Raw genomic sequence first — 25,384 nt, 5'->3', positions numbered from 1 at the left:
CGCGACTGGCAACACAAGGACGCCAGCGCCCTGCGCGACTGGCGAAACAAGGCCACCAGAGGCCCGGACAGTCCGGTACGCGGCGGCGTCCGCTGGCGTACCGACTTGGCGCACACACGCCGAAACCCTTGGCAAACCGCGCGAAAGCCCGCATAGGCGCGGGAATATGGAGCGCACGGCCGAATTCGCGATCAACGATGGTGTCCTGGCCCTCTCCGGACCCTATCTCGTATCCTCCGTCTCCGATATCGAGCACGGGATCTACGCCGTCGAAGGCCCGGTCTCGAAAATCGACCTTTCGGATGTGTCGGAAATCGATACTGTCGGTGCCTGGATCGCCTGCGACCTCGCCAAGGAACACGAAGCCGAAATCGTCGGCGCGAGCGAGCGTGCGCAGCGCCTGATGGACGCCGTCTGCGGCCACGAAACCGATACCGAGGTGAGCTCGCCGCGCGAACCGCTGGGGCAGCGGGTCTATCACAGCTTCTCGCAAAAGGTTTACAACGCCCGCCACGGTGCGCGCGGCGTAATCGGCTTTCTCGGTGCGCTGATTCTCGCCGCGGGCAGTGTCATCCGCCATCCGAGCCGGTTCCGTGGCAAGGCGCTGGTGCGCCAGCTCGAACTGGTCGGCGTCAAGGCGCTACCGATCGTCGGGCTGATGAGCTTCCTGATCGGTATCGTCATCGCGCAGCAGGGCGCGGTGCAATTACAGCAATTCGGCGCAGAGACGCTGACGGTCAATCTTGTCGGCCGGATCACCTTGCGCGAACTGGGCGTGTTGATGACCGCGATCATGGTCGCGGGCCGTTCCGGCTCCGCTTTTGCGGCGCAATTGGGCACGATGAAGCTGACCGAGGAAGTGGACGCGATGCGCACGATCGGCATCGCGCCGATGGAAGCGCTGGTGATCCCACGCATCCTCGCCGCCATCCTGATGATGCCGCTGCTGGGCTTCTACGCCTCGGTCATGGCGATCATCGGCGGGGCGGTGGTGTCGGACCTGATGCTGGGCATTCCGTTCTGGAATTTCCTCCAGCGCATTCAGGAAGTCGTTCCTCCCTACGATCTCTATGTCGGCATGATCAAAGCGCCGGTGTTCGGGCTGATCGTGGCACTGGCGGGCTGCTATAACGGCATGCAGGTGGAAGGGGATTCCGAGCAGGTCGGAACGCGCACCACCATGGCGGTGGTGACCGGGATCTTCGCAGTGATCGTGCTCGATGCTTTCTTTGCAGTCTTCTTTACTCGGGTTGGATGGGCGTGATGGCCGAAGCGAGCACCGACAATGGCGAAAGCCAGAACGAGCGCGTGGGTCGGCACGAACGGTTTCGCGGCGAATACCCGATCCAGGTCGAGGGGCTGGTCAACCGCTTCGGCGATCAGACCATTCACGACGGGCTCGACCTCAACGTCAAGCGCGGCGAAATCCTGGGCGTGGTCGGCGGCTCCGGCACCGGCAAATCGGTGTTGATGCGCTCGATCATCGGGTTGCAACCGCCAACCGAAGGATCGATCAAGGTTTTCGGACGCTCGATCACCGATGCCGATCCGGACGAGGCGCTGGGCATTCGCGATCGTTGGGGCGTGCTGTTCCAGGGCGGGGCGCTGTTTTCGACGCTGACCGTGGGCGAGAATGTCGAAGTCCCCTTGAAGCAATTCTACCCCGACCTCTCGCCCGAGCTCATGCACGATATCGCGCGTTACAAGGTGCTGCTGTCGGGCCTGCCGGAAGAGGCGGTCAACAAATACCCGTCGGAACTGTCGGGCGGGATGAAGAAGCGCGCCGGCCTCGCGCGCGCACTGTCGCTCGATCCCGAACTCCTGTTCCTCGACGAGCCGACCGCAGGCCTCGACCCGATCGGCGCGGCCGCGTTCGACCAGTTGACGCTTCAACTGAAGAAAGCGCTCGGTCTCACCGTATTCCTGATCACGCACGATCTCGACAGCCTGCATGAGATCTGCGACCGGGTTGCCGTACTGGCCGACAAGAAGGTCATCGCGGTCGATACCGTTCCCAATCTGATGGAACTGGATCACGAATGGATCCAGGAATATTTCAACGGCCCGCGCGGTCGCGCAGCGCTGACTGCGCAGGCGCTCGACGAATTGCGCAGGCATATGGACGAGCCGATAGCCGCGCAGACGATCAAAGCGTTGGACAATCCGCCTGCCGGAAAGGATAAGGCCTAACCAATGGAAACGCGTGCCAATCACGTCTGGGTGGGTGTCGTCACCCTCGTCCTTCTGGCCGCGCTGGCGGCCTTCGTCATCTGGCTCGCACGTCTGGGCCAGGGCGACCGGGACGAATACGATATCTTCTTCAAGACCTCGGTTTCGGGCCTCGCAACCGGATCGCAGGTCTCCTTCACCGGCGTCCCGGTGGGGCAGGTGAGCGATATCGTCCTGTGGGAAAAAGATCCCGAATTCGTGCGCGTGCGCATCGAGGTAAAGCCCAATACGCCGATTCTGGTCGGTACGACCGCGACCATCCAGTCGAGCTTTACCGGCGTGTCCACTATCCTGCTGGATGGTGCGCGCAGCGGCCAGCCGCCGATCACTTGCGAAACCACCGCCTGCACCGAAGGCGTGCCGGTGATCCCTCCCAAGGCTGGCGGATTCGGGGAGATCCTCGCCAACGCGCCGCTGCTGCTGGAACGCCTGGCGACTCTGACCGAGCGGCTGACCATGCTCTTGTCGGACGACAATCAGGCCTCGATCGCGGGCATCCTGCGCAACACCGACCGCATGAGCGCGGACCTCGCCAGCGCGACGCCGCAGATCGAACGCACCATGACCGAATTGCAGGTCACGCTGCGCGAAGCGGGCGAAGCGCTGAACGAGTTCGAGACCGTCACGCGCTCCACCGACCGGATCATCAACCAGGAAGGCGAAGCGATCGCGGCGCAATTGCGCGCCACGCTCACATCCGCCAGCGGTGCTGCCGAAGCGCTTGAACAGACGCTCGAAGAAGCGCGTCCGGCCACGCGCCAGCTGACCGAAAGCACGCTGCCCGCCGCCGAAGCGACGCTGCGCGATCTGCGCGCGACCAGCAAGGCGCTGCGCGATGTGACCGAAAAGATCGACGAACAGGGCGCGGGCGCTTTGCTGTCGAGCCAACCTCTGCCCGATTACGAGCCGTGAGAGGATATCCCGCGATGAATTCCGTTCGCCTTATTGCCGGATTGGCCCCCGCGCTGTTGCTGGGCGGGTGCCTCAGCTTCGGACCGGACGTGCCGGACCAGCTCCTGACGCTCACGCCCACGGCCACCGCACCCGCCGATACGGGCGCGCGCGGCTCCGATGCCTCGGCGCTGGTACTTCAGGAATTCGAAGCGCCGTCTTCGCTCAGCAATACGCGCGTGCCGGTGCAGATCGACGACACGAGCCTCGCCTATCTTCAGGACGCGGTGTGGGTCGAACAGCCTGCCCGCCTGTTCCGTCGCCTGATTGCCGAAACCATCCGCACCCGCAGCAACCGTGTGGTGATCGACGGGGACGATCCCGGCGTCCTGGCCGATAACCGGCTGACAGGCACGCTGCGCCAGTTCGGATACGATGTCCGTTCGCAGAGTGTGGTCGTGGTGTTCGACGCGGTCCGCCCGGGCGAAGGCGCGCAGGTCCAGACACGCCGCTTCGAAGCGCGCGTGCCGGGCGTGACCGCCGATGTTGCCAGCGTTGGCCCGGCGTTGAACCAGGCGGCGAACGAGGTCGCCGGTCAGGTCGCGGCCTGGGTTGGTTGAGGGGCGCCTTTTCGGCCGCCCGGCTCTACATCGGCAAGGAAATCTGCACCTGACCGAGCGCGGCGATGCGTTTCGTCAGGCCGATCTTCTGTTCCGCCTTCATTCGCGCATGGTCCGACATGTAAGTAACGAGATCGCGTAAATCCGCGACGCTCGCCACCTTTACGAAGGTCTGCGCCTTGTTGACGAAGACCACCGATTTCTTCTCGCGCGAGAGCAATTCCAGCACATTGCTCAAGGTGCCGGTGCTCTTGCTGTCCCAGATCATCAGCCCATAATCGGCATCCTGCGCCATCTCGATGTCCTTGGCTGTGAAGAAGGCGCGTGTGCCGGGCGCGGCGAGGGGGAAGACCTGATGAACCGGCCACTGCCCGCGATTGTTGCGCGGGGTTTCGCCGCTGCAATAGACCGTGACCTTGTCCGCATTCAGCGATGCCAGCACGTCCTGTATCGCCGCATCCGCCCCGTCGGCATCGCCGACGACGACGGACAGACCGCTTGCCACCGCGTTCTCGATCCGCTCGCGCACCTTTTGATGCAGGCGCTTGATCGCAATCGATCCCGCGATGAAGACTGTGGTCATGTTTTTCCTGTCTTGGTGACGGCGACGGCGTAAATTCTCGCGACCTTCGGATGCGATTGCAAGAGAGTGCAGACCGCGCTCATCGTCGCGCCGGTATCGAACAGATCGTCGAGCAGGAGTATGTTCGCGCCTTTGGGTACGGGCGCGGCGACATTGATCTTGAACCGATTTTTGAGAACCGCGTCTTTTTCTTCTCTCGTCGTCAGGCTTTTCAGCTTCGGTGCCACCGACGAAGGGTCTTTCATCTCGATCAAATGACTGCCGACGCGGATCCCGGCACGCTCGCCAAGTGCCCTGGCAATTTCGTCCACTGGCTGACGGGGGCGCTTGGTCGAGGCGGGGATCGGCACAATCAGGTCGATATCGGGAAGTTTCGGCATGATGTGCGTGTCGAGCACGCCGGCGATGTCGTGCTTCAGTTTCCAGCCTTGCTTGTATTTCAATTGGTGCAGCGCATTGCCTGCTTCCGTGTAAGTGGTGTCGAATGTGGGGCGACCTTCTTCGTTGTCGCCCGTATATTCGCTACGCACCACATGCCGGTCGAGCGCATAACCCAAGTCCCAAGGCCCCGGAATTTCCCTGACATCGACTTCCATCTGCAACCCCTTTCTCGGACCATTGTCCGGAACAAAGGGGGGCGCAGTAAGCCGAGGTCGCGACGCTTAGCCAATTACAAGATTGTAATTCCGATCCGGCGCAGGCGTTTATCGTGCGCGTCAGCTTGACCTGCCGACCAGGGATAACCGGGGCCTGGTTTCAGGCGATGCGAATTCGCACCGGTCGCGGCCGTTGTTCTTGGCCGCGTACAGAGCCTGATCGGCCCGGCGCATATTCTCCGCGAGGCTGTCATCGGCGCGGATCGTGGCCAGGCCGATGCTGACCGTAAGGCGGTCGACATCCGGCAAGGCGAGCTGTCGAACCGCAAGGCGAAGGGTCTCGCAGACGGACGCTGCGCCTTCCATGCTTTGGTCGGCAAGCAGCAAGATGAATTCTTCGCCACCAATGCGCGCGAGATGGGCTGAAGCAGGACGGTTGCGGTCCAGGCAGGCAGCGATTTCCCGCAGAACCTGATCGCCCTTATCATGGCCACAATTGTCATTGATGCGCTTGAAATGATCGAGATCGAATATAGCGAGGAAGTCCCGTCCGGGCCGCTGTGGCGTGGCCTGAACAAGCGCATCGAAAACTTCCTGCAACGCGCGCCGATTGGGCAGGCCGGTAAGGTGGTCGTGCCTCGCCTCGGCGTGATTGGTCTGGACGACCGTCTGCAGGACCGAAATCAGGATGAAGAGGCCGATGCCCAACAGCAGGAGGCCGGAGCTGACCTGCGACACGATCGCATACGTCGTACTCGCGAACTCCGCCTCGTTCGCGCCGGTGTTCCAGCGCATGGCGACCAGCGGCTTGAGCAGGAAATGCAGGCTGGTAATCGCCAACAGCCACAACAGCACGCGATTGAGCGCTGTCGCGCGGGCGTGACGCCAAACCGTAAAGGCGCACAGCGCGGCAGGGAGCGCGAAGCACAGTTGAAAGCCGACCTGATACCACAGGTAATCGCGCGGCGTGTCGAGCGTTGCGATCCGATAGGCCATGCCGGCAGCGATAAGACAGAAGGCAGCTGCCCACATGGGCCTGCTTCCGTGAAACAGCGAAAGGGCGGGCGACAGGATTGCCAGCCCAGTCAGGAAACACGCTGTGGCGACGATCCGCATGGTTTGAGCGTCGGCACCGAAGACGACTGCCATGTTGGAGACCGGCTCCATCGCACCGAACAGAAAGCTGAGGCCGATCCAGCGCGCCGCGCGGGCCTTTGGATTAAGATAGGCGATCAACAGAAAACTCGCGGCCAGCATGACCGCAATCATCGTATTCATGATGAAGGGCAGCAAAGCTTGCGGCATCGATGGTCGGTTCCTGCTTACAGCGTCGGCGTGCGGGGGCCGGCTAACGCAAAACCTTTAACGTTTTGGGTCCGTCGATCCGATTGGCTCGGCGTTCACGCTGATCGGGCGGCGTTCGCGAAATCCATTGCCGCCAGAAAGGCATCGCGCCTATGCGCCCGGCGCTCTGCGGCTTCGGCATCCTCGCCCCAGCGTTCGGCCTGCCAGTCTTCTTCGAGATTTGAGGCATCCCACAGCGCGTCGCCATCCGCCTCGGATTCCAGCGCGGCTAGGCCGATGCAGAGCGATGCGGCGAGGCCGGTCACGGTTTCCAGTGCGGCAAGCTGAAACGGATCGAGCACGGTAAGGCGTGCGCGCAGACGATCCAGTGTGTCGGGCTTCAGGGGACGGTGGATGATCCCGCTGACGCGCTCCATCCGCACACCCTCGCGCCGTTCCATCTCGGCCACCAGCGGCTCCCATACGGCCTGCTGTCGGTGCCAGAACGGCTCGTCGGGCTCGGCGCGATAGCAGAGCGTATCGGTGTCGGCGTAAGCGAGGAGCATTTCGACGGTCTTCGCCGGATCGGGCGAGACCGTGTCGATAGCGTGATCGGCCAGATCGCGCGCCACGAAGCGGGCCGGTTCGATCGTTTCGCCCTGTTCGGCCCATTCCTTCGCCAGTCGCTGCGCCAAAGCCTCGCTCGGCACGATCTGATCGACGCCGCCGCCTTGCGTGCGGATCGGTCGCCCGTCGAGCAGCACGGCGAAACCATCGCCGCGCGAGGCGACCGCCACGTCTGTGTAGAAGCGTTTCATGCGTCGGGCGTCCGCCAGCGGCGCGCCAGCCGGTTGGGCAGGGTGAAGAACCCCGCCGCGCCTGCCACCAGCGCCAGGGCGCCGAGCCATGCCGGTGCGTCGATCGTGCCCGTCATCACCATGCCGCCGATTAGGACCACCGCCGCGCAGGCCACGCGCACGAGCTGGAGCAGGTAATACCGACCGATTGCGGGATCGTGGCCGTTCTCCCGCTCAGCCATCGATCAGCGCTTCCAGCTCGGCCATCGTGTTCGCCACGCCGCAGGCGCCGAATTCCAGCAATTCCTCCGGCGCATGATAGCCCCATGACACGCCGATCGCGCGCATGCCGGCAGCGCGCGCCATCTCCATATCGAAGCTCGTATCGCCGATCATCACGGCGCTTTCCGGTGTGCTGGACGCTTCGGCCAGAGCAGCCTGGAGCATCGCGGGATCCGGTTTGGAAGGGTGCCGGTCGGCGGTCTGGAGAGTGACGAACAGATCCGCGATCCCGTGCGAGCGAAGGCAGGAGACAAGGCCCCGGTCGCTCTTTCCCGTCGCCACGCCGAGCGTGCGGCCACCTGAATGCAGGCGGCGGAGGAGGTCCTCCATTCCGTCGAACAGAGGTTCGTGCAGCCGCCCTTCGGTGCGCGCGGCGAAGAAGGCGCTCTTGTATCCGTCCACCACTACGGCCCGCTGCCGGTCGCTGGCATCGGGCACGAGCTCGCGCAGCGCCTGCGGCAGGCTGAGGCCGACGATGCGGCGGATCGCGTTGCGGCTGGGCGGGGCGAGGTCGGCTCCGGCAAAGGCCGTCTCCATCGCCTCGCAAATGGAGGCCTGGCCGTCCACCAGCGTGCCGTCGCAATCGAAGATGACGCAGTGGGTCTTGCTCGAAGGGTTCATCAGCGCTTGGGTCTCGGTTTGGCTCCGGCCTTGGCCGAGGGTCGGGTCGCAGGTTTGCCGCCCGGCTTGCCGCCGGTTTTCCCACCGGCTTTCTTCGCGGCCTTTCCCGGTTTCGACGTCACGCGCGTCTTGCGTTCGCCGCGGCGGGCCTTGCGGTACTGCTTGGCGTGCTGACGTGCGGCCTGTTTCTTTTCCTCGCGCGATTTGGGCACCGTATCCTCGCGCAGAGGCGCCGCGTCGCTGAGCGAGAGATTGAAGCCCAGCTGATCCATCGACGATGCGAAATGCTCGGGAAGGTCGGCGGTCGCATCGACCGTGCCGCCACCCGGCTCGTCGATGATCAGGCGGCGCGCATGCAGATGCATCTTGCGGCTGACCGATCCGGTCAGGAAAGCGTCCTGCCCGCCATATTTCCCATCGCCCACGATCGGATGGCCCATCGCCGCGCAGTGGACGCGCAATTGGTGGGTGCGCCCGGTCATCGGTTCCAGTTCGAGCCAGGCGGCTTTCTTGCCCGCCGCTTCGACCACGCGGTATCGGGTCTTGGCGGGCTGGCCGCCTTCGTGATCGACATGCATCTTCTCGCCGCCCGAGCCGGGCTGCTTGGCGAGCGGGGCGTCGATCGTGCCTTCGCGGATGTCGGGAACGCCGACCACAAGCGCCCAGTAAACCTTCTTGGCGCTGCGCCCGGAAAAACGCTTGGAGAAAAAGGCCGCGCTGCCCGGCGTACGCGCGATCAGGAGGATGCCGCTGGTATCCTTGTCGAGCCGATGGACGAGGCGCGGGCGCGGATCGTCCTCGCCCGCATAGGCATCGAGCAGACCGTCGACATGGCGCGTGGTCTTGGTGCCGCCCTGCGTGGCGAGGCCGGGTGGCTTATTGAGGATGAGGGCGGCCTTCGTTTCGAGCACTACCATGTCCTTCGCCAGCGAGACATCGTCGTCGCTCAAGGCGCGGCGCTGGCGCTGTGGGCGGCCGGTCGCCTCGCCGCCGGGCGGGACGCGGATGATCTGGCCGGTCTCCAGCCGATCGTCGGGCTTGGCGCGCTTGCCGTCCACGCGTATCTGGCCGGTGCGCGCCCATTTGCCCACCGTGGCAAAGCCGATCTGCGGCAGATGCCGCTTGAACCAGCGATCGAGCCGGATGCCCTCATCGTCCGCCGCAACGGTGAACTGGCGTACTTCGTCGGAAATGCTCACGCGAAGCTCCTCATCACAGTCAGGCCGAACAGAAGCGCGCTGATGCCCAGCGCGAAGGACAGGATCGCATAAAGTCCGGCGAGCGCGAACTGGCCGCGCTCTATCAACAGCACCATTTCGAGGCTGAAGGCGCTGAAAGTGGTGAACCCTCCCAGCAGGCCGACGCCGAGCAGGAGGCGCAATTGCTCGCTGCCTTGCCCCGATCCGACGGCGCCGTGGCGTACCAGCCAGCCCGCCAGCATACCCATGAGCAGGCTGCCGAGCGCGTTGACGGCCAGCGTCGCCCAGGGGAATATCGACATGGCGGGCCCGCCGAGCCAGACGGTCATGGCGCGCCCTAGCTGGTAGCGCAGCACCGCGCCCACCGCGCCGCCGATGGCGACATGCAGCGTGGCGACGGTGGGGGAGAAGGAGGAAGTTGAGGACATAGGGCCTCTCCCTAGCGCCATGCGAGCCAGCCGTCATCCCGGCTGATGCGGGTTTCGGGCGATCTAGCGGCTTGCATTTCGCGCTCCGAATCCGTAACAGCGCGCCGATAGGGCCGATCCGGAACGGATTCGGCACGTTTTTCGTTAGTCTGGCGAAATCGTTTCAAGGAGGCGAACCCCGCGCTGCGGGCTCTGGCCCGTTAGTCGAGGTATCGAAGTTTTATGCAGATCATGGTTCGCGATAACAATGTCGATCAAGCCCTGCGCGCGCTCAAGAAGAAGCTGCAGCGTGAAGGCGTGTATCGCGAAATGAAGCTGCGTCGCCACTACGAAAAGCCCAGCGAAAAGCGCGCCCGTGAAAAGGCCGCCGCCGTGCGCCGCGCCCGCAAGCTGGAGCGCAAGCGTATGGAACGCGACGGCATCAAGTAAGCCGTTGCGCGCCTGACGCAGAAAAGCCATGAGGGCGCGGAGCCATCCGCGCCCTTTTGCGTATCGGGCCCCATCGAATTTCGGGGCCGTTGCAGGACAGTGTTTCCATGACCGAGATCACCCGCGTTCCCCTCCATCCCATCGCCAAGGGCTCGCTTGCCAAGCTGTGGCTCGGCATTCTCGCCGCCATCGTATTCGGCGCCGGACTGGCCTGGGCCGCGATGCCGCAAGGGGCGGATCTGGAAGAACTGACCGCCGGTTCCGGCCCGACGCCGGGTGCCAATGACGTCGTGTTCGTGCGCTACAAGGGCACGCTGCCCGATGGGACGGTGTTCGACGAATCGCAGGATATCCCGCTGCCGGTCCAGGGCATCTTCCCCGAAGGCACGCCGCTTCCGCTCGACCGGATGCTCCCGGCCTTTTCCGAAGGCGTCCAGCAGATGCAGCCGGGCGGCACCTATCGGCTGACCATTCCGGGCGACGAGGGTTACGGAGCGGAGCCGCCCCCCGGATCGCCGATCCCGCCGAATTCGCCGCTGATCTTCGAAGTCGAACTGATCGAAGCGATGAGCGCGGAGGATTTCGAACGCCGCCTCCAGACGCTGCAACAGGCGCTGCAGATGCAGGGTGCACCCGGCGCGCCGGGCGCTGAGGGCGCAGCCCCTCCGCCTCCCCCGAGCGAGTGATCGCGGTACACCTGCGAATCGAAACGATCGGACCGGGATCGCAAGCTCGCGCTTGAAGGTGGCGGGCGGCGCGGCTAACGCGCTGACCATGTCGATTACACGAGACGAAGTGGCGAAGATCGCCTCCCTGGCGCGCATCCGCATGGGCGACGATGCGCTCGACAGCATGGTGCCCGAACTCAACAACATCCTCGATTGGGTGGAGCAATTGGGAGAGGTCGACGTGACCGGCGTCGAGCCGATGACCGCCGTCATCCCCAACACGCTGCGCCTGCGCGAAGACGAGGTGGACGCCATTCCCCAGACCGCGGGCGGGCGGCGCGAGGATGTGCTCGCCAATGCGCCCGCCGCCGAACACGGCTTTTTCGGCGTGCCCAAGGTGATCGAATAATATGACCGACCTGACCGAATTGGGCGTAAAGGCCCTGCGCGACGGGATCGCCACAGGCGATTTCAGCGCGCGCGAAGCCGCCGAAGCCTTTAACGCTGCCGTCGAACAGGCGAGCGCGCTGAACGCCTTCATCGTCACCACGCCCGATCATGCGCTGGCCGCTGCCGATGCCATCGATGCGAAGCGCGCGAAGGGCGAGGATCTGGGCAAAATGGGCGGCGTGCCCATCGGCATGAAGGATCTGTTCTGCACCGACGGCGTGCAGACGACCGCTGCCAGCCACATCCTCGAAGGCTTCGTGCCGCGCTACGAAAGCACGGTCAGCCAAAAATTGTGGGAAGCGGGCGCGGGCATGCTCGGCAAGCTCAATCTCGACCAGTTCGCGATGGGATCGTCTAACGAGACCAGCTATTTCGGCAATGTCTCCTCGCCCTGGCGTAAAGAGGGCAGCAATGCCGCGATGAGTCCGGGCGGATCGTCCGGGGGGTCCAGCGCCGCGGTCGCCGCGCGCATCGCGCCTGCGGCTACCGGCACGGACACCGGCGGCTCGATCCGCCAGCCCGCCGCCTTTACCGGCATCACCGGGATCAAGCCGACCTATGGCCGCTGCAGCCGCTGGGGCGTCGTCGCCTTCGCCAGTAGCCTCGACCAGGCGGGGCCCATGGCGCGCAGCGTGGAAGATTGCGCCATCATGCTCGAAGCGATGGCGGGCTTCGATCCCAAGGATGCGACCAGCCTCCAGATGGACGTGCCGAACTGGGAAGACGCGCTCGACGCCGATCTCAAGGGCAAGCGCATCGGCATCCCGCGCGAATATCGCATGGACGGGACCGACGCGGAAATCCTCGACAGCTGGGAACAGGGCAAGGAATGGCTGCGCGATGCAGGGGCCGAGATCGTCGATATCTCCCTGCCGCATACCAAATACGCGCTGCCCGCCTATTACATCATCGCGCCCGCCGAAGCCTCCAGCAATCTCGCCCGCTATGACGGCGTGCGTTATGGCTTGCGCGATCTGCCGGACGGGGCGGGCCTGCAGGACATGTACGCCGCCACGCGCGCGGACGGGTTCGGAGACGAGGTCAAGCGCCGCATCCTCATCGGCACCTATGTGCTCAGCGCAGGCTTCTACGACGCCTATTACACGCAGGCGCAGAAGGTCCGCGCGCTTGTCGCCAAGGATTTCGAGAACGCATGGGCCGGATGCGACGCGATCCTCGCGCCCACGACGCCGACGGCGAGCTTCCCGCTGGGATCGCTCAACGACGATCCGCTGACCATGTATCTGAACGACGTGTTCGCCGTGCCCGCCAGCCTCGCAGGGCTTCCGGCTATGAGCGTGCCCGCAGGTCTCAACGCGGACGGCCTGCCGCTGGGCCTCCAGATCGTGGGCAAGCCTTTCGACGAACAGGGCGTGCTGAACGCAGGCCTCGCGATCGAACAGCGGGCCGGGTTCGCGGCGAAGCCGGAGGCCTGGTGGTGCTAGGCTGGGGCCCTGTCGAATGGATCGCGTCGATCGCGGTTCTTGTGACTTTGTGCGTGGTCCCGATCTGGGTCGCAAGCCGGGGCGAGACCGGCGAGGCGCGCTTCGATTCCGACGGTAAGGTGATGGACGATGAGTGAGTACCGCATCCAGGGCGCGACGGGCGAATGGGAGGTCGTGATCGGCCTCGAAGTCCACGCGCAGGTGACGAGCGCCGCCAAGCTGTTTTCGGGCGCCAGCACCGCCTTCGGGGCGGAGCCGAATTCGCAGGTCAGCCTCGTCGATGCCGCAATGCCGGGCATGCTCCCGGTGCCGAACCGCGAATGCATCCGCCAGGCAGTGCGCACTGGCATGGCGATCGAGGCGCAGATCAACCGCTACAGCCGGTTCGACCGCAAGAACTACTTCTACGCCGACCTGCCGCAGGGCTACCAGATCAGCCAGCTCTACCACCCCATCGTGGGTGAAGGGCAGCTGCTGATCGAAGCGGACGAGAAAGCCGGCATCGCGCAGGACAAGATCATCGGGATCGAGCGTATCCATGTCGAACAGGATGCGGGCAAGCTGATGCACGATCAGCATCCGACCATGTCCTATGTCGATCTGAACCGCAGCGGCGTCGCCCTGATGGAAATCGTCAGCCGTCCGGATATGCGCAGCCCCGCCGAAGCCGGAGCCTATGTGCGTAAGCTGCGCGCGATCCTGCGCTATGTCGGATCGTGCGACGGCAACATGGAAGAAGGCTCGATGCGCGCGGACGTCAATGTCAGCGTGCGCAAGCCGGGCGAGGAATTCGGCACGCGGACGGAGACGAAGAACGTCAACAGCGTGCGCTTCGTCATGCAGGTCATCGAATACGAGGCCAATCGTCAGGTCGATGTGCTGGAAAATGGCGGCACGGTCGATCAGGAAACGCGCCTGTTCGATCCCGGCACCGGCACCACACGGACCATGCGATCGAAGGAAGACGCGCACGATTACCGCTATTTCCCCGATCCCGATCTGTTGCCGCTGGAGTTGGAGGAAAGCTTCCTCGACGAATGCCGCGCCTCGCTGCCCGAACTGCCCGACGCCAAGCGGCGGCGCTACGAAAGCGAGCTGGGCCTCACGCCCTATAATGCGCGTGAGCTGACCGCCGAGGTCGAAACCTATGCCCGCTTCGAAACGCTGCTGGGCGCGGTGGCGGCAAAGATCGGCAAGCCCGAAGCCGAGGTCGCCACGCAGACCGCGAACTGGGCGCTGTCCGTGGCGCCGGGCGTGATGAAGTCGCTGGGCGACGAAGCCGATCCCGCCAACGCGACGGCGGAAGCGCAGGCGAGCATCCTCGCCATGCAGGACAAGGGCGAGATTTCGGGCGGGCAGGCGAAGGAGATCTACGAGATCGTCCTCAAGACCGGCCGCGATCCCGAGGAAATCGCCGATGCGGAGGGCCTGAAGCAGGTCAGCGACACCGGCGCGATCGAGGAAGCGGTCGATGCCATCATCGCCGCCAATCAGGACAAGGTCGAACAATATCGCGGCGGCAAGGACAAGCTGTTCGGCTTCTTCGTCGGCCAGACGATGAAGGCGATGCAAGGCAAGGCGAATCCGGCAGTGGTGAACCAGATCCTGAAGGACCGGCTGGGGTGATCGCGGCCCGCGCCGCATCGCTTCTGGGAGCGTTCGCGCTGGCTGCATGTGCCACGGTCCAGCCGACCGGATCGCCGGTCACTCTCACGCTGGCGGGCGCTTCGATACCCGCCGATCGGACGAATCAGGCGTTTCTCTATCGGGTGCCCTCGGCCACCGATCACGAGAGCATGGTCACCCAGGAATGGTCCATGCTGGGGCGCGAGGATCGCGCTGCGCTGACTGGTTTCTGGGAATATCGCGCCAAGGCCTGTATCCCTGCGCGACCGGCGGTTTCGGGTATGGACGATGCGATCGCCGAAATCGTGCGGCAGGCCGCCGATACGCGGGTTGTTATCGTCAATGAAAGCCACACGGTAACGCGCCATCGCGACACGGTCGCCCGCTTACTTTCGGCGCTTCGACCGCTCGGTTTTACCGTTTACGCCGCAGAGACTTTCAGCAATTCCGAGGATGAGGTCGATCCGATCGATGCGCATCCCGAACTCCGATGGGCTGCTGCGAAGGACGGCTATTATTCGCGCGAACCCGCTTTCGGCAGAACGATCGGCTTGGCGCGGTCGCTGGGTTGCCGATTGGTTGCCTATGAGGAAACCGAAAGCCAATCCGCCGGGCGGGATGCGGACATGACCGAGTCGATCCGCGCGCGCGAAACCGCGCAGGCAGCCAATTTGGCGCAAATCCTCGCTACAATGGCTCCGGAAGAAAAGCTGATCGTGCATGTCGGCTATTCGCATGCGAGCGAGGTGCCGCTTCCGAACGGAGACGGAAGCGAGAACCTTTGGATGGCGGCGCGCCTCAAGGCGCTGACGGGCATCGATCCGCTCACGGTCTCGCAGACGCTTTGCCGGAGCGATGGCGGCTTGCCGTTCCTCGCCGAGCTGCCGCAGGACGAACCCGCGGGGCTGGTCGATCTGGTCCTGTCGCAGCCGGTGGCGCGTTTCGAACGCGGCCGTCCAATGTGGCGGCGCGAGGTCGGAGACGCCGAAGTTAACCTGCCGCCAGAGCTGCGCAACCGCGCCGGGCCGCTGATCGTCGAAGCGTTCCGGGCGGGCGATCCCTTTTCCGCCGTGCCGATGGACCGTGTCTATCTGGAACCCGGCGAAGATATTCCGCTGTTGCTTCCGCCAGGGGACTACACTGTCAGGGCTATCATACCGGCGAGCGGCACCAAGTGACCTCCATCGTCCTCGTCCAGCCCGAGATCCCCGGCAACACCGGCGCGGTGGGGCGCACCTGTGTGGCGCTCGATATGGAGCTGGTGCTGATCCACCCGCTCGGCTTCGAGATTTCGGACAAGCGCGTGAAGCGCTCCGGCCTCGATTACTGGCAGCATATCCGGCTGGTCGAATTCGCTTCGTGGGAGGCGTTCATGGCCGAGCGCGCGCCGCGCGGCGACCAGATGTTCCTGTTCGAGGAATTCGCCACCCGCAGCTTCTACGAACCCGACTATCCGGCGGACGCCTATCTGGTGTTCGGGCGCGAAACCAAGGGGATACCCGAGCCGATTCTGGCCGCCCATCGCGATGCGCTCGTGAAATTGCCGATGCGATCCGACCAGGTACGCTCGCTCAATCTCGCCAACACGGTGGCGGCGGCGGCCTATCAGGCGGTGCGGGCGCATATCTGACGCTCGACCCCGGTAGAGCGCTCAAGTCGCTCGCCGATAAGCTCGCTTGAAGCGCGTCCGCGATCGGCCTAGCCCATGCCGCAGGACGCGCCCCTAAAGCGCGTCGGGGAAAGGAACCGATCCATATCATGCGTAAACACGTTACCATCGCCGCGCTGCTCGCCGGTGCTGCCACCATCGCCATGCCCGCCGCCGCGAAAGAGGGCATGTACACGCCCGATCAATTGCCCGAAATCGCCGCCGATCTGCGCGAAACGGGCCTCGAAATCTCGCCCGAGGCATTGAGCGACCTCACCGGCTTCCCGATGGGCGCGATCGTCTCTCTGGGTGGCTGTTCGGCCAGCTTCGTTTCGCCCGAAGGGCTGGTGGTGACGAACCATCACTGCGCGCGCGGATCGGTGCAGTACAATTCCACCGCTGAGAACAATTATCTCGAAAACGGCTTCCTCGCCAAGACCAAGGGCGCCGAATTGCAGGCCGCCCCGGGTTCGCGGATCTACGTGACGGTCGCGGAAAGCGACGTGACCGAGCGGATGCGCGCCGGGACCGAGAGCCTCACGCCCAATGCGCGTTACGACACGATCGAGCAGCGCATGAAGGACATCACTGCCGAATGCGAGCAGGACGCAGGCTATCGTTGCCTCGTGGCGAGCTTCTACGGCGGGGACCAATACAAGCTCATCAAGCGCCTCGAAGTGCGCGACGTGCGGCTGGTCTATGCGCCTGCCGATTCGATCGGCAAATATGGTGGCGATATCGATAACTGGATGTGGCCGCGCCACACCGGCGACTTCGCCTTCTACCGCGCCTATGTCGCGCCCGACGGAACGGCTGCGGACTATTCGCCCGACAACGTGCCGTTCAAGCCCGAGCACCATCTGAAGGTGAGCCGCGCCGGCCTCGAGGATGGCGATTTCGTGATGGCTGCGGGCTATCCCGGCTCGACCTCGCGCTACGCCACGCTGACCGAGGTTGAGAACACCTTCGGCTGGCAGTATCCGACGATGGTGACGATGCTCAACGAGTGGATCGACACGATCGAGGAAACCGCGCCCGAAGGATCGGACGCGCGGGTGAAATACGAATCGCGCCTCGCTGGCCTCAACAATTACGAGAAGAATCTGCGCGGGCAGATCGAAGGCGCGCGCCGCGTTGGCCTGATCGACCGGCGCCGCATTCGCGAAGCGTCGCTGGCGGACTGGATCGCGCAGGATCGTGCCCGCGCCCAATATGGCCGTGCGGTGCGCGAGCTTCAGGCGCTGAGCGCGGAAAGCGCGGCAGCGGCGCGGGAGGACTATCTCTACAATTACGCCACCAATTCGCAGATGCTGAGCACCGCGCAGCGCCTGTATCGTCTGGCGAAGGAGCGCCAGAAGCCCGATGCTCAGCGCGATCCGGGTTTTCAGGAACGCGACATGACGTTCTTCCGCCAGGGCCTCCAGGCGCTCGACCGGCGCTATGACCCGGCGGTCGACAAGGCGGAATGGATGCTGTTCCTCGACCAGTATCTCGACCAACCGGCGAGCGAGCGCGTGGCCGTTCTCGACCGGGCGCTGGGGCTGACCGGCACAGTCGATCGCGCCGCGCTGTCGCAGCGGCTCGATGGCTATTACGCTCAGACCGATCTCGATACGGCCGAACAACGGCTGGCCCTGATGGATGCGACGCCCGCGCAATTGGAAGCGAGCAGCGATCCTTTCATGAAGCTCGCCGTGGCGCTCTACGATTACGAGCGGGCGCAGGAGACCGAGGGCGAAGCGCGCGCGGGCCGGATGCTGGCGGTGCGCCCGACCTATATGGAAGCCATCACAGACTGGCAGCGCTCGCAGGGCGTCGTCACATATCCCGACGCCAACAGCACGCTGCGCGTGACCTATGGCAAGGTGCTGGGCGGCGTGCCGCGTGACGGAATGGCCTATCTGCCCTTCACGACGCTGGAAGGCATTCTGGAGAAGGACACGGGCGAGGAGCCCTTCAATGCGCCTGCCAAGCAGCTGGAGGAAATCCGCCAGCGCGATTACGGGCCCTACAAGCTCGACAGCATCGGCAGCGTTCCGGTGAACTTCCTATCCGACCTCGATTCGACCGGCGGGAACAGCGGTTCGGCGACGCTCAATTCGCGGGCCGAGCTGGTCGGGCTATTGTTCGACGGGACGTACGAAAGCGTCAATTCGGACTGGGATTTCGACCCCAAGACCACGCGGACCATCCATGTCGACACGCGCTACATGCTGTGGGTGATGGACAAGGTCGATGGCGCCGACGCGCTGATCGATGAGATGGACATCGTCGACTGATCCGATCCGTTCGCGACAAAGAAAGGGGCCGTCGGCGCGATCCGGTGGCCCTTTTTCATGTCGTGACGTAGGGCCGGACGAGATCGCGCACGTCCACGCGGGCCTTCAGGCGCGCGGCGAGGAGCGCAGTGCCGCTGATCTTGCGCTGGACGAACAGCGTGTCCACCGGCGGGATATGCCAGGTCGCCCGGTCGGCGGCCATTTCCATGCCCTGTTCGCGCAAGGTGGCCACGAAAGCGCGATCCCCGAAATCGAAGGGGCCGGGGCGGTTCATTTCGGTCACGATGATGTCGATCATGCGATCCACCAGCGCGCCGTGCCGCTCCGCCGCCGCTTCGCCCAGAAAGCCCGCCGCAATGGTGGCGCGGCGCACAGCCGCGCGGTCCTCAGCCAATCCTGCGGCGAGTATGGCGCGATAGCCTCCCGCCGTGTCGGGCTTCAGATCGCGCGCCGCGCCGAAATCGAGCAGGACCAGGCGTTCGTTTTCGCGGTCGTAGCGGTAATTGGCGAAATTGGGATCGGTCTGCATCGCGCCGAATTCGAACAGCTCGCGCAGCACCAGCGCCATCAGGTCGCGCATCGCCGTGTCGCGTAGCGCCTGCGGTGCGGTTTCCAACGCTTCGATCGGCTCGCCCGCCACGAATTCCATCGCCAGGATACGCGACGTCGTCAGCGCCTCGATCGGGCGCGGAACGTGATAACGGGCATCGTCCTCCAGCCAATCGGCGAAGCGGCGCATCTCGCCCGCCTCGCGCTCGTAATCGGCCTCCTCGTGCAATTGTCGTTTGGCTTCGTCCAGCAGCGGGCCGAGATCGAGTTCGCGTGGCAGCAGGCCGGAAACGCGCAGCAGCGTCGCGACATTGTCGACATCGGCATCGATGCTTTCGGCAACACCGGGATATTGCACCTTGATCGCCAGCTCGGTCCCGTCGGGCAGCCGTGCGCGGTGGACCTGGCCGATCGATGCGGCAGCGATGGGGTTCGCGTCGAAGGCGGAGAGGCGCGATTTCCAGTCTGCGCCCCATTCGCGCGCCAGCACATCGCCGAGTTGCTTGGGCGGCATGCGGTAACCTTGCTCGCGCAATTGCGCCATGATCGCGGCCAGTTCGGCAGGCAGGAAATCGCCCGCATCCATCGAAATCATCTGGCCGAGCTTCATCGCCGCCCCGCGCAGATGTGACAGCCGGTCCGCAAGCCGGCCGACATTGCCGGGCGTCAGCAGCAAGTCGCGCATTTTCGGGCGTTCGCCCCGCGCCAGTCGGCGTGCGCCTTCACCGATAACGCCGCCCGCCACACCGCCCGCCAGCCGCCCGAAGGTGCCGAGGCGCGCCACCCGGCTGCTGGGTACGGCGCGGTGGCGGGATGAATCGAAAGTGTCGGGAAAATCGTCGTCCATTGCTACTTTCTCAAGCCGCGAGAGGGCTTGCCGGTTCCGCATCGATCGACGGCGCGCAAACGAAAAGGGCCGCCGGATCGCTCCGGCGGCCCCTTATGTGTCGTTTCGACGGCGATCAGCCCTGGCGTTCGCCAGTCAGCGCCATGTCGCCGAATGCGCCCGCATTGACCTTGCCGGTCATCTGGTCGCCGTTGACGGTGGCTTCGCAATCGAGCGTCATCGGCATGGGGACGGTCATGTCCATCTTCCACTTGAGCGTATCGCCCGCAATGGTGCCGTCCTTGACGTCCATCGAGCCCATGCCGCCGGCCATCGAGCCGGTGAAGGTGTTGCCATCGTCACCGGGGACGACGGTGAAGGTGCCCTTCTGGTCGCCCATCGGGCTCTTGACGACGGTATCGTAGGTTCCGGCTACGGACATGTATGCTCTCCTGAAGAAAAAGGTTGAGGCAGTTCGAATTACGGCCCGTTCAATCGCGCTTGCTGACACGGATGTCAATAAGCGCGATTGCCCAAACCTTACTGGCCCATCTCGCGCACTTCGATGTCGAGACCGAGGCTGTCGAGCTGCGGGCGCACCACGCTCGCATCGCCGACCACGACCCAGACGAAGCGGTCCGGATCGATCGCGGCGCGGACTGCGGCATCGAGGCTTTCACCCGTCTGCGCGCGGTAACGGGCCGCCAGCGTCTCGTAGTAATTGTCGGGACGGCCATAGAGCGCGTTCTGCTGCATCGCGCCGAGGACCGCGCCCGAGGTTTCGAACTGGCCCGGCAATTCGCCGATCTGCGCCGTGACGATCCGCTCCAGCTCGGCATCGGTGACACCGTCGCTGTCGAGGAATTCGCCCGTTTCGCGGATCAGCTCGGCCAGCGCGTCACCCGTCCGGTCCGCCTGGACCGGGGCGGAGATGAGATAGCCGACCGCGTTCTCGTTCGTCTGCGGCGCGCCGCGCACGCCATAGCTCCAGCCCTTGTCCTCACGCAGGTTCATGTTGAGGCGCGCGAGGAAATTGCCTCCGAGCGCGTTGTTGGCGTTGAGGAAGTCGACATAGGTCGGCTCACGCGGATCGACCGGCGTGCGCTGTCCGCCCAGAATGAAACTCTGGGGCGAGTTCGGGCGGTTGATCAGCACGATGCGCGGCTCGGTCGGCATGGCGGCCATGCTGCCGAAGCTCTTGGTGCCTTTCGCCACGTTCGGCGCCTGCCAATCGCCGAAGACGGCGTTCAGCGCGGAGACGATCTCGTTCAACGGACGGTCGGAAACGACGAAGACCTGGCCGTTATCGGGCCGGATCCAGCGATCCTTGAAGCCGGTGATGTCCGCGCGGGTGATCGACTGGACCGATTCCGTGGTGCCGCTGCCCGGCCCGCCATAGGGGTTGTCCGCCCCGTAGACGAGCGGTGCCAGCGCGCGCACCGCGATGCTCTGCGGCGTGCGGAGTTCCTGCTGGATGCCCGTGAGCTGCTGATTGCGGACTCGCTCGATCTCCGCCTCGGCGAAGGCCGGATTGCGGATGATGTCGCTCATCAGTTCGAGCGAGGGCACCAGGTTCGCGGAGAGCGAGGACAGGGTGAAGCTCGACCGATCGGCGCCGCCTCCCGTCGAAATGCTGGCCCCAAGCCGCTCGCGCGCTTCGGCGATCTGCTGCGAGGTCATGGTGGTGGTGCCTTCGTCGAACAGGCCCAGCGCCAGCGATTCCAGCCCGCGCTTGTCGCGCGGATCGGCGGCGCTGCCCGCATCGAAGGACATGGTAACGTAAGTCGCCGGCACCGCGTCGCGCTGCGCGTAATTGAGGCGCATCCCATTGGCGAGCGTCACGTGCTGGACATCGGGGAAGTCCAGTTCCGCCGTGCCGGAGATCGGCGGCTTGGGCCGGACCTTGGTGACGGTGATCTGCTCTTCGGCAGCCGCTTCTTCGGCAGCGGTCGGCTCGGCGGCGACGGAGGCGGCTTCGGCGTATTTGCCTTCGCGCTCGCCCGGTTCGAGGACCAGCGTCATCCCCGGGCGGGTCATCCAGCGCTGCATCGCGGCCTGAACTTCACCCGGCGTCAGCGTGGCGAGGATTTCCAGCTGGTTGGCGAAATAATCGGGATCGTCGGCCAGCACTTCGCCGGAGGCCAAAGTGACGGCCTTGCCGCCGAAACCGCCGACCTGTTCGAGGCCACGGATCGTGCTGGAGACGGTGCTGGTAGCGGCACGGCGCACTTCGTCTTCGGTCGGGCCGGTGCGGATGAAATCGGCGACCAATTCGTTGAGGCGCTTTTCCACGACCGCCGGATCGACGCCAGGGCGCGCAGTGGCACCGACATTGAGAATCCCGACGCGCTGGAAGCTGAAATTGCCGGCCGAGACACCGACGGCCAGCTTCTCGTCACGCACCAGCGCGTTGTCGAGACGGCTGGAGGCAAGGCCGCCGAGGATCTGCATCCCCACGGTGAGCGCGGTCAGCTCGCGATCGAGCATGCCCGGCGCGGTCCAGTACTTGGCGATGTTGGTGGCCGCCACCTGATCCTTCATCACGGTGCGTACATCGGCGGGAAGCTCGGTGATTTCGGCCATGGCGGGCTCGTTGACCGGGCCGCGCGCGATCGGGCCGAAATACTTCTCGACCATCGGGCGCGCCTGTTCGGGCGAGATGTCGCCGGCAAGGACCAGCGTGGCATTGTTCGGGCCGTAATTGTCGCGGAACCAGTTCTGCACCGTGTCCATCGTCGCCGCATCGAGATCGGCCATCGAACCGATCGGCGTGTGATCGTAGGGGTGGGGCGCGGGGAACAGCGTGTTGACGATCTCGTAGAAGACGAGCCCGCCCGGCTGGTTGTCGCCCTGGCGCTTCTCGTTCTGGACGACGCCGCGCTGGTTATCGAGCTTCGCTTGCGTCACCGCGCCGAGCAGATAGCCCATGCGGTCGCTTTCGAGCCACAGCGCGCGTTCCAGCGCGGCGGTGGGGACGGTCTGGAAATAATTGGTGCGGTCGAAATTGGTGGTGCCGTTGTAATCGGTGGCACCCATTTCCTGCAGATACTGGAAATAGTCTTCCGGCGCGTTTTCCGATCCATTGAACATCAGGTGTTCGAACAGGTGGGCAAAGCCGCTTTCGCCCTTGGGCTCGTCCTTCGAGCCGACATTGTACCACACCGCGACCGCCACGATCGGTGCCTTGCGATCGGTGTGGACGATCACGTCCAGTCCGTTTTCAAGCGTGAACTTCTCGTACGGAATTTCGACTTCGTCGATCAGCGAGGCGAGCTCGGCAGGCTCCGCCGTCGTCATGTCGCCCGCATCGGCCATCGGCGCGGCGGCAGTGGACGTGCGCGCCATGTCCGTATCGGTTGCAGTGGTGGTGCAGGCGGCAAGCACGAGCGATGCGGCGCTCGCGGCAAGAATGGATTTTATGCGCATGGTCAGTCCCCCAAGATTTTCGTTAAGCCAGACAACAGCTTAAAGTGAAGTCGTATCGCGTCAGCGGGCATTCGTCACTCGCTTTCGAGACGCGGCATTCGCGAGGACATCCTCGCGCCAGAAATGCACCGGCTTCAAGCGGTGCTGGACGAACAGCGTAGCCTGATCGGTGAAATGCGGGTTTTGCGGCCGTGTGGTCGCCGCGCCGAAGGGCTGAATCGATTCCGAACGGACTCGCTGCCCGTCCTGCCATTCGACGAACTGGATGAAGCTGTCCCCGTGACGCACGGCGAGCCGCCCGTCATCCGCGACATCCCAGGTGGTGGATGCCCGCAGTGTGTCCGATCCTCCGTCCAGCGGCAGATCGACGGCATAGGGCCCCGGCCCCTGGCGCAGCCGAAGCAGATCGCCCATCGGCGGATCGATCCGCCCGAAATGAGTCTGGAGATGTTCGACCGCGTCGGCCAGTTCCTCGCGCGCATCGGGCCAGGGATTGTTCTGGTATTCCGACGACATGAAATCGCGCACCAGCAGCAGGGCGAGCGCATCCGCGCTCCCGACATTGTCGGCGGTGAAATCCCATGTCAGCAACAGGTCGCGTGCCTTGGCCAGCTCGGGCGCATCCGAAAGGTCGAGCGCTTCCATCTCCGCGAACATGCGCGCGAGATAGCCGCTCCGCTCGTAGCCCGTGTCGTATTTGATCTCCTCAAGCTGCGATCGGTCGATCAGGCTGGATTCGCTCATCAGTTTCCAGGCCCTGCGCGACCGATTGGTCTGCTTGGTCTCGACGCCCAGTTCAGGTGCGAAATCGTCAGGCGACAGGTCGCTGCCCGGCCCGGCGGCGGTGTAGGGCGCATTGTTCGCGTTGTAGAGCCAGCCGCTCGCCGGATTGAAATAGCGCGGCAGGCGGTCGTAGGCGACCGGTCCTGTCCAGATCAGCGTGGGATCGTCACCCGGAAGGATGCCGCGCCAGTCCACGCCCGGCTTCCGGTCGGGCAGAGCGGCGTTGTAGATATAGGCGATATTGCCCTCGCGATCGCCGTAGATGAAATTGGTGCTGGGGATGTCCATGCGCGCCAGCACGCTCTCCCATTCCTCGAAATCCTCTGCCTTGTTCAGCCGGTAATACGCATCGAGTTGGCCGAGATTGTCGATCCCGCCATAGCGGAAGGCGAAGACGCCCCTGTCGTTCTTGATGACCGGCCCGTGGACGCTGCGATAGACCGTGCGGCGGATCGGCAGAACCAGTGGTCCCATCTTGACCGGGAGAGTGACGGTCTTCTCCTCGAGTTCGAGCCAGCGGTCGCCGAGGCGGTAGCGCGTGCCGCTATCGTCCATCACGAGCTCGTAGACATCGACCATGTCGGGCCGGTTGACCGTGTTGGTCCAGCCGAGATTCTCGTTATGGCCGAGGAAGGGAAACGGGCTGCCGGGGAAATTCGCGCCCGCATAATGCCAGCCTTCGCCGCTTTCGACGACCAGCTCGTACCAGGCGACGCCGCCCCGCCAGGGCTGGTGTGCATTGGAGACGAGCAGAGTGGGCCCACCCGATTTCTCCGGCGCGATGGCGAAGGCGTTGGAGCCTGCCAGCGCGCCGTCCCTACCGAGGGGGAGGGGCGCGCGAGCGGGTTCGGGCCGGGCGGCGGCGCTATGGTCCGCCGTATCCTCGATCACACGGGCAGGCGGGATGCCGTCGTCCGCGGCAGTGGGATCGGGCATGATCGGCGGGCCGAATTCCGGCCGCAAATCCTCGCCCGCCACCAGCGGCCCGATGACATTGTTGAGCCCGAAGAAGAATGGCTGGCGTAGCGCGAAGCCCGCCGCCACGTCCGTTCCGTCGACGGGGAAGAGATTGGCGATCTTGAGCTCGTCGGGATGGGCGGCCGCGAACTGGTTGAGGCCGCTGGCATAGGCTTCGAACAGGGCACGGGTATCGGCGGGAAGGTCTGGATAGCGCCGCTCCGCCGTGCCGCGCGCGTCGAGGAGGTGATAGACGTAATCGACCTGCGCCCCGTCCTGTCCCGCGATCGCGCCATAGCGTCCCCGGCTCATCGCCATCACATCCTGCAGCGTGAAGAAATCGTCCTCTGCATGGGCGATGGCGACGCCATAGGCGACGTCCGCATCAGTTTCGCCGTAGATGTGCGGCACGCCGAATTCGTCGCGGATGATTTCCGCGCTGTAGATCCGGCCGGACGAGCTGCCGCTGGTATCCTGCCGGGCGAAGAAAGGCTCCCACGTGGCCAGAGCGACGAAAGCCGCCATCAGCAAGACCAGCAGGACAAAGCCGACGCGCGGCAACCATCTTTTCATCGCAAATCTCTCCTGCGCCCTGCCTAGACGGGCGGAGCGCAGGAACAAGCCCGGTGCCGGAAAATTTTGGCCCGAGGGACTGTCCAGCCGGAATGCGGGTCCTATATTCGACTAACACACCCTTGTGGCTTGAGAATATCTAGACCACACTTGTGTTGCGGAATGGCAACACCATATCGTTCGAGACACAGCATC

General features: G+C 64.5%; 25 protein-coding genes. 13 read left to right on the top strand and 12 right to left on the bottom strand.

Translation table 11 applies throughout. The annotated features are described in order from the left end of the window. Positions 1 to 166: 166 nt before the first annotated feature. The 4 genes from J7347_RS07420 to J7347_RS07405 are packed head-to-tail and all read left to right on the top strand — an operon-like array spanning position 167 to position 3,740. A complete protein-coding gene (locus tag J7347_RS07420) occupies positions 167 to 1,264 on the top strand; it encodes an ABC transporter permease (protein ID WP_209161520.1) in 1,098 nt (365 codons plus the stop codon). Continuing rightward, positions 1,264 to 2,190: an ABC transporter ATP-binding protein gene (locus tag J7347_RS07415; RefSeq protein WP_067678278.1), complete on the top strand. Its 927-nt coding sequence runs from the start codon at positions 1,264 to 1,266 to the stop codon at positions 2,188 to 2,190. Before J7347_RS07420 ends, J7347_RS07415 begins: the two co-directional genes overlap by 1 nt. Positions 2,191 to 2,193: 3 nt before the next feature. After that, positions 2,194 to 3,141, top strand: coding sequence for an MlaD family protein (locus J7347_RS07410; protein ID WP_067678249.1), 948 nt, complete (start codon positions 2,194 to 2,196; stop codon positions 3,139 to 3,141). Positions 3,142 to 3,155: 14 nt separating this feature from the next. After that, positions 3,156 to 3,740 (top strand): ABC-type transport auxiliary lipoprotein family protein, encoded by a 585-nt coding sequence (locus J7347_RS07405; RefSeq protein ID WP_209161519.1) that lies wholly within the window; start codon positions 3,156 to 3,158, stop codon positions 3,738 to 3,740. Between the two features lie 25 nt (positions 3,741 to 3,765). On the opposite strand, the gene J7347_RS07400 is transcribed toward J7347_RS07405, so the two are convergent. The 8 genes from J7347_RS07400 to J7347_RS07365 all read right to left on the bottom strand — a co-directional run bounded on the left by J7347_RS07400 (position 3,766) and on the right by J7347_RS07365 (position 9,530). After that, complete coding sequence (locus J7347_RS07400; protein ID WP_209161518.1) at positions 3,766 to 4,323, bottom strand: hypothetical protein; 558 nt, start codon at positions 4,321 to 4,323, stop codon at positions 3,766 to 3,768. Then, on the bottom strand, positions 4,320 to 4,919 hold the full coding sequence (locus tag J7347_RS07395) for a ComF family protein (RefSeq protein ID WP_209161517.1): 600 nt from the start codon (positions 4,917 to 4,919) through the stop codon (positions 4,320 to 4,322). Before J7347_RS07395 ends, J7347_RS07400 begins: the two co-directional genes overlap by 4 nt. Before the next feature lie 120 nt (positions 4,920 to 5,039). Next, positions 5,040 to 6,224, bottom strand: coding sequence for a GGDEF domain-containing protein (locus J7347_RS07390; protein WP_209161516.1), 1,185 nt, complete (start codon positions 6,222 to 6,224; stop codon positions 5,040 to 5,042). A 95-nt stretch (positions 6,225 to 6,319) separates the two neighbouring features. Continuing rightward, positions 6,320 to 7,021, bottom strand: a complete 702-nt coding sequence (locus J7347_RS07385) for an ATP12 family protein (protein ID WP_209161515.1) — start codon at positions 7,019 to 7,021, stop codon at positions 6,320 to 6,322. Further along, positions 7,018 to 7,242, bottom strand: a complete 225-nt coding sequence (locus J7347_RS07380; protein WP_209161514.1) for a hypothetical protein — start codon at positions 7,240 to 7,242, stop codon at positions 7,018 to 7,020. The genes J7347_RS07385 and J7347_RS07380 overlap by 4 nt, the downstream gene beginning before the upstream one ends. After that, positions 7,235 to 7,903: an HAD-IA family hydrolase gene (locus J7347_RS07375; RefSeq protein ID WP_209161513.1), complete on the bottom strand. Its 669-nt coding sequence runs from the start codon at positions 7,901 to 7,903 to the stop codon at positions 7,235 to 7,237. Before J7347_RS07375 ends, J7347_RS07380 begins: the two co-directional genes overlap by 8 nt. Beyond that, positions 7,903 to 9,102, bottom strand: coding sequence for an RluA family pseudouridine synthase (locus J7347_RS07370; RefSeq protein WP_209161512.1), 1,200 nt, complete (start codon positions 9,100 to 9,102; stop codon positions 7,903 to 7,905). Before J7347_RS07370 ends, J7347_RS07375 begins: the two co-directional genes overlap by 1 nt. After that, a complete protein-coding gene (locus tag J7347_RS07365) occupies positions 9,099 to 9,530 on the bottom strand; it encodes a CrcB family protein (RefSeq protein WP_067682646.1) in 432 nt (143 codons plus the stop codon). The genes J7347_RS07370 and J7347_RS07365 overlap by 4 nt, the downstream gene beginning before the upstream one ends. Positions 9,531 to 9,752: 222 nt before the next feature. Between J7347_RS07365 and rpsU the strand changes: the two genes are divergently transcribed. The 9 genes from rpsU to J7347_RS07320 all read left to right on the top strand — a co-directional run bounded on the left by rpsU (position 9,753) and on the right by J7347_RS07320 (position 18,075). Next, positions 9,753 to 9,959, top strand: coding sequence for a 30S ribosomal protein S21 (gene rpsU / locus J7347_RS07360; protein WP_006834591.1), 207 nt, complete (start codon positions 9,753 to 9,755; stop codon positions 9,957 to 9,959). Between the two features lie 107 nt (positions 9,960 to 10,066). Next, positions 10,067 to 10,645, top strand: coding sequence for an FKBP-type peptidyl-prolyl cis-trans isomerase (locus J7347_RS07355; RefSeq protein WP_067682645.1), 579 nt, complete (start codon positions 10,067 to 10,069; stop codon positions 10,643 to 10,645). 88 nt (positions 10,646 to 10,733) lie between these two features. Next, the gene (gatC, locus tag J7347_RS07350; RefSeq protein ID WP_067682672.1) at positions 10,734 to 11,036 is read left to right on the top strand and encodes an Asp-tRNA(Asn)/Glu-tRNA(Gln) amidotransferase subunit GatC; all 303 of its coding nucleotides are present in this window, start codon (positions 10,734 to 10,736) and stop codon (positions 11,034 to 11,036) included. Position 11,037: 1 nt separating this feature from the next. Continuing rightward, positions 11,038 to 12,522, top strand: coding sequence for an Asp-tRNA(Asn)/Glu-tRNA(Gln) amidotransferase subunit GatA (gatA, locus tag J7347_RS07345; protein WP_209161511.1), 1,485 nt, complete (start codon positions 11,038 to 11,040; stop codon positions 12,520 to 12,522). Beyond that, positions 12,513 to 12,659: a hypothetical protein gene (locus J7347_RS07340; RefSeq protein ID WP_209161510.1), complete on the top strand. Its 147-nt coding sequence runs from the start codon at positions 12,513 to 12,515 to the stop codon at positions 12,657 to 12,659. Before gatA ends, J7347_RS07340 begins: the two co-directional genes overlap by 10 nt. Beyond that, entirely contained in the window at positions 12,652 to 14,148 is a 1,497-nt protein-coding gene (gene gatB / locus J7347_RS07335) for an Asp-tRNA(Asn)/Glu-tRNA(Gln) amidotransferase subunit GatB (RefSeq protein WP_067682640.1), read from the top strand. The genes J7347_RS07340 and gatB overlap by 8 nt, the downstream gene beginning before the upstream one ends. Beyond that, positions 14,145 to 15,326, top strand: a complete 1,182-nt coding sequence (locus J7347_RS07330) for a hypothetical protein (protein WP_209161509.1) — start codon at positions 14,145 to 14,147, stop codon at positions 15,324 to 15,326. Before gatB ends, J7347_RS07330 begins: the two co-directional genes overlap by 4 nt. Then, positions 15,323 to 15,778, top strand: a complete 456-nt coding sequence (locus tag J7347_RS07325; RefSeq protein WP_067682634.1) for a tRNA (cytidine(34)-2'-O)-methyltransferase — start codon at positions 15,323 to 15,325, stop codon at positions 15,776 to 15,778. The genes J7347_RS07330 and J7347_RS07325 overlap by 4 nt, the downstream gene beginning before the upstream one ends. Positions 15,779 to 15,906: 128 nt before the next feature. Next, positions 15,907 to 18,075: a S46 family peptidase gene (locus tag J7347_RS07320; RefSeq protein WP_209161508.1), complete on the top strand. Its 2,169-nt coding sequence runs from the start codon at positions 15,907 to 15,909 to the stop codon at positions 18,073 to 18,075. Positions 18,076 to 18,130: 55 nt separating this feature from the next. Here J7347_RS07320 and J7347_RS07315 read toward each other — a convergent pair whose 3' ends face one another. From J7347_RS07315 to J7347_RS07300, 4 genes are all read right to left on the bottom strand, one after another. Next, a complete protein-coding gene (locus tag J7347_RS07315; RefSeq protein WP_209161507.1) occupies positions 18,131 to 19,471 on the bottom strand; it encodes an AarF/ABC1/UbiB kinase family protein in 1,341 nt (446 codons plus the stop codon). Between the two features lie 115 nt (positions 19,472 to 19,586). After that, on the bottom strand, positions 19,587 to 19,892 hold the full coding sequence (locus tag J7347_RS07310; protein ID WP_067682626.1) for a hypothetical protein: 306 nt from the start codon (positions 19,890 to 19,892) through the stop codon (positions 19,587 to 19,589). A 98-nt stretch (positions 19,893 to 19,990) separates the two neighbouring features. Then, positions 19,991 to 22,876 carry a pitrilysin family protein gene (locus J7347_RS07305; protein WP_209161506.1) on the bottom strand — a complete coding sequence of 962 codons (2,886 nt, stop codon included), beginning with the start codon at positions 22,874 to 22,876 and terminating at the stop codon, positions 19,991 to 19,993. A gap of 60 nt (positions 22,877 to 22,936) precedes the next feature. Further along, positions 22,937 to 25,189 (bottom strand): acylase, encoded by a 2,253-nt coding sequence (locus tag J7347_RS07300; RefSeq protein WP_209161505.1) that lies wholly within the window; start codon positions 25,187 to 25,189, stop codon positions 22,937 to 22,939. Positions 25,190 to 25,384: the final 195 nt, after the last annotated feature.

Source organism: Erythrobacter sp. A6_0 (assembly GCF_017744235.1).
GTDB lineage: Bacteria > Pseudomonadota > Alphaproteobacteria > Sphingomonadales > Sphingomonadaceae > Qipengyuania.
The sequence above is the reverse complement of the archived record's forward strand: the minus strand, read 5'-3'. Positions and strand labels throughout refer to the sequence as shown.

Coding starts and splice junctions, on each gene's coding strand:
- J7347_RS07385 (WP_209161515.1), bottom strand. CDS start 7,021: ATGAAACGCTTCTACACAGACGTGGCGGTCGCCTCGCGCGGCGATGGT.
- gatC (WP_067682672.1), top strand. CDS start 10,734: ATGTCGATTACACGAGACGAAGTGGCGAAGATCGCCTCCCTGGCGCGC.
- J7347_RS07380 (WP_209161514.1), bottom strand. CDS start 7,242: ATGGCTGAGCGGGAGAACGGCCACGATCCCGCAATCGGTCGGTATTAC.
- J7347_RS07400 (WP_209161518.1), bottom strand. CDS start 4,323: ATGACCACAGTCTTCATCGCGGGATCGATTGCGATCAAGCGCCTGCAT.
- J7347_RS07365 (WP_067682646.1), bottom strand. CDS start 9,530: ATGTCCTCAACTTCCTCCTTCTCCCCCACCGTCGCCACGCTGCATGTC.
- gatA (WP_209161511.1), top strand. CDS start 11,038: ATGACCGACCTGACCGAATTGGGCGTAAAGGCCCTGCGCGACGGGATC.
- J7347_RS07395 (WP_209161517.1), bottom strand. CDS start 4,919: ATGGAAGTCGATGTCAGGGAAATTCCGGGGCCTTGGGACTTGGGTTAT.
- J7347_RS07375 (WP_209161513.1), bottom strand. CDS start 7,903: ATGAACCCTTCGAGCAAGACCCACTGCGTCATCTTCGATTGCGACGGC.
- rpsU (WP_006834591.1), top strand. CDS start 9,753: ATGCAGATCATGGTTCGCGATAACAATGTCGATCAAGCCCTGCGCGCG.
- J7347_RS07390 (WP_209161516.1), bottom strand. CDS start 6,224: ATGCCGCAAGCTTTGCTGCCCTTCATCATGAATACGATGATTGCGGTC.
- J7347_RS07315 (WP_209161507.1), bottom strand. CDS start 19,471: ATGGACGACGATTTTCCCGACACTTTCGATTCATCCCGCCACCGCGCC.
- J7347_RS07355 (WP_067682645.1), top strand. CDS start 10,067: ATGACCGAGATCACCCGCGTTCCCCTCCATCCCATCGCCAAGGGCTCG.
- J7347_RS07415 (WP_067678278.1), top strand. CDS start 1,264: ATGGCCGAAGCGAGCACCGACAATGGCGAAAGCCAGAACGAGCGCGTG.
- gatB (WP_067682640.1), top strand. CDS start 12,652: ATGAGTGAGTACCGCATCCAGGGCGCGACGGGCGAATGGGAGGTCGTG.
- J7347_RS07405 (WP_209161519.1), top strand. CDS start 3,156: ATGAATTCCGTTCGCCTTATTGCCGGATTGGCCCCCGCGCTGTTGCTG.
- J7347_RS07410 (WP_067678249.1), top strand. CDS start 2,194: ATGGAAACGCGTGCCAATCACGTCTGGGTGGGTGTCGTCACCCTCGTC.
- J7347_RS07320 (WP_209161508.1), top strand. CDS start 15,907: ATGCGTAAACACGTTACCATCGCCGCGCTGCTCGCCGGTGCTGCCACC.
- J7347_RS07310 (WP_067682626.1), bottom strand. CDS start 19,892: ATGTCCGTAGCCGGAACCTACGATACCGTCGTCAAGAGCCCGATGGGC.
- J7347_RS07305 (WP_209161506.1), bottom strand. CDS start 22,876: ATGCGCATAAAATCCATTCTTGCCGCGAGCGCCGCATCGCTCGTGCTT.
- J7347_RS07420 (WP_209161520.1), top strand. CDS start 167: ATGGAGCGCACGGCCGAATTCGCGATCAACGATGGTGTCCTGGCCCTC.
- J7347_RS07300 (WP_209161505.1), bottom strand. CDS start 25,189: ATGAAAAGATGGTTGCCGCGCGTCGGCTTTGTCCTGCTGGTCTTGCTG.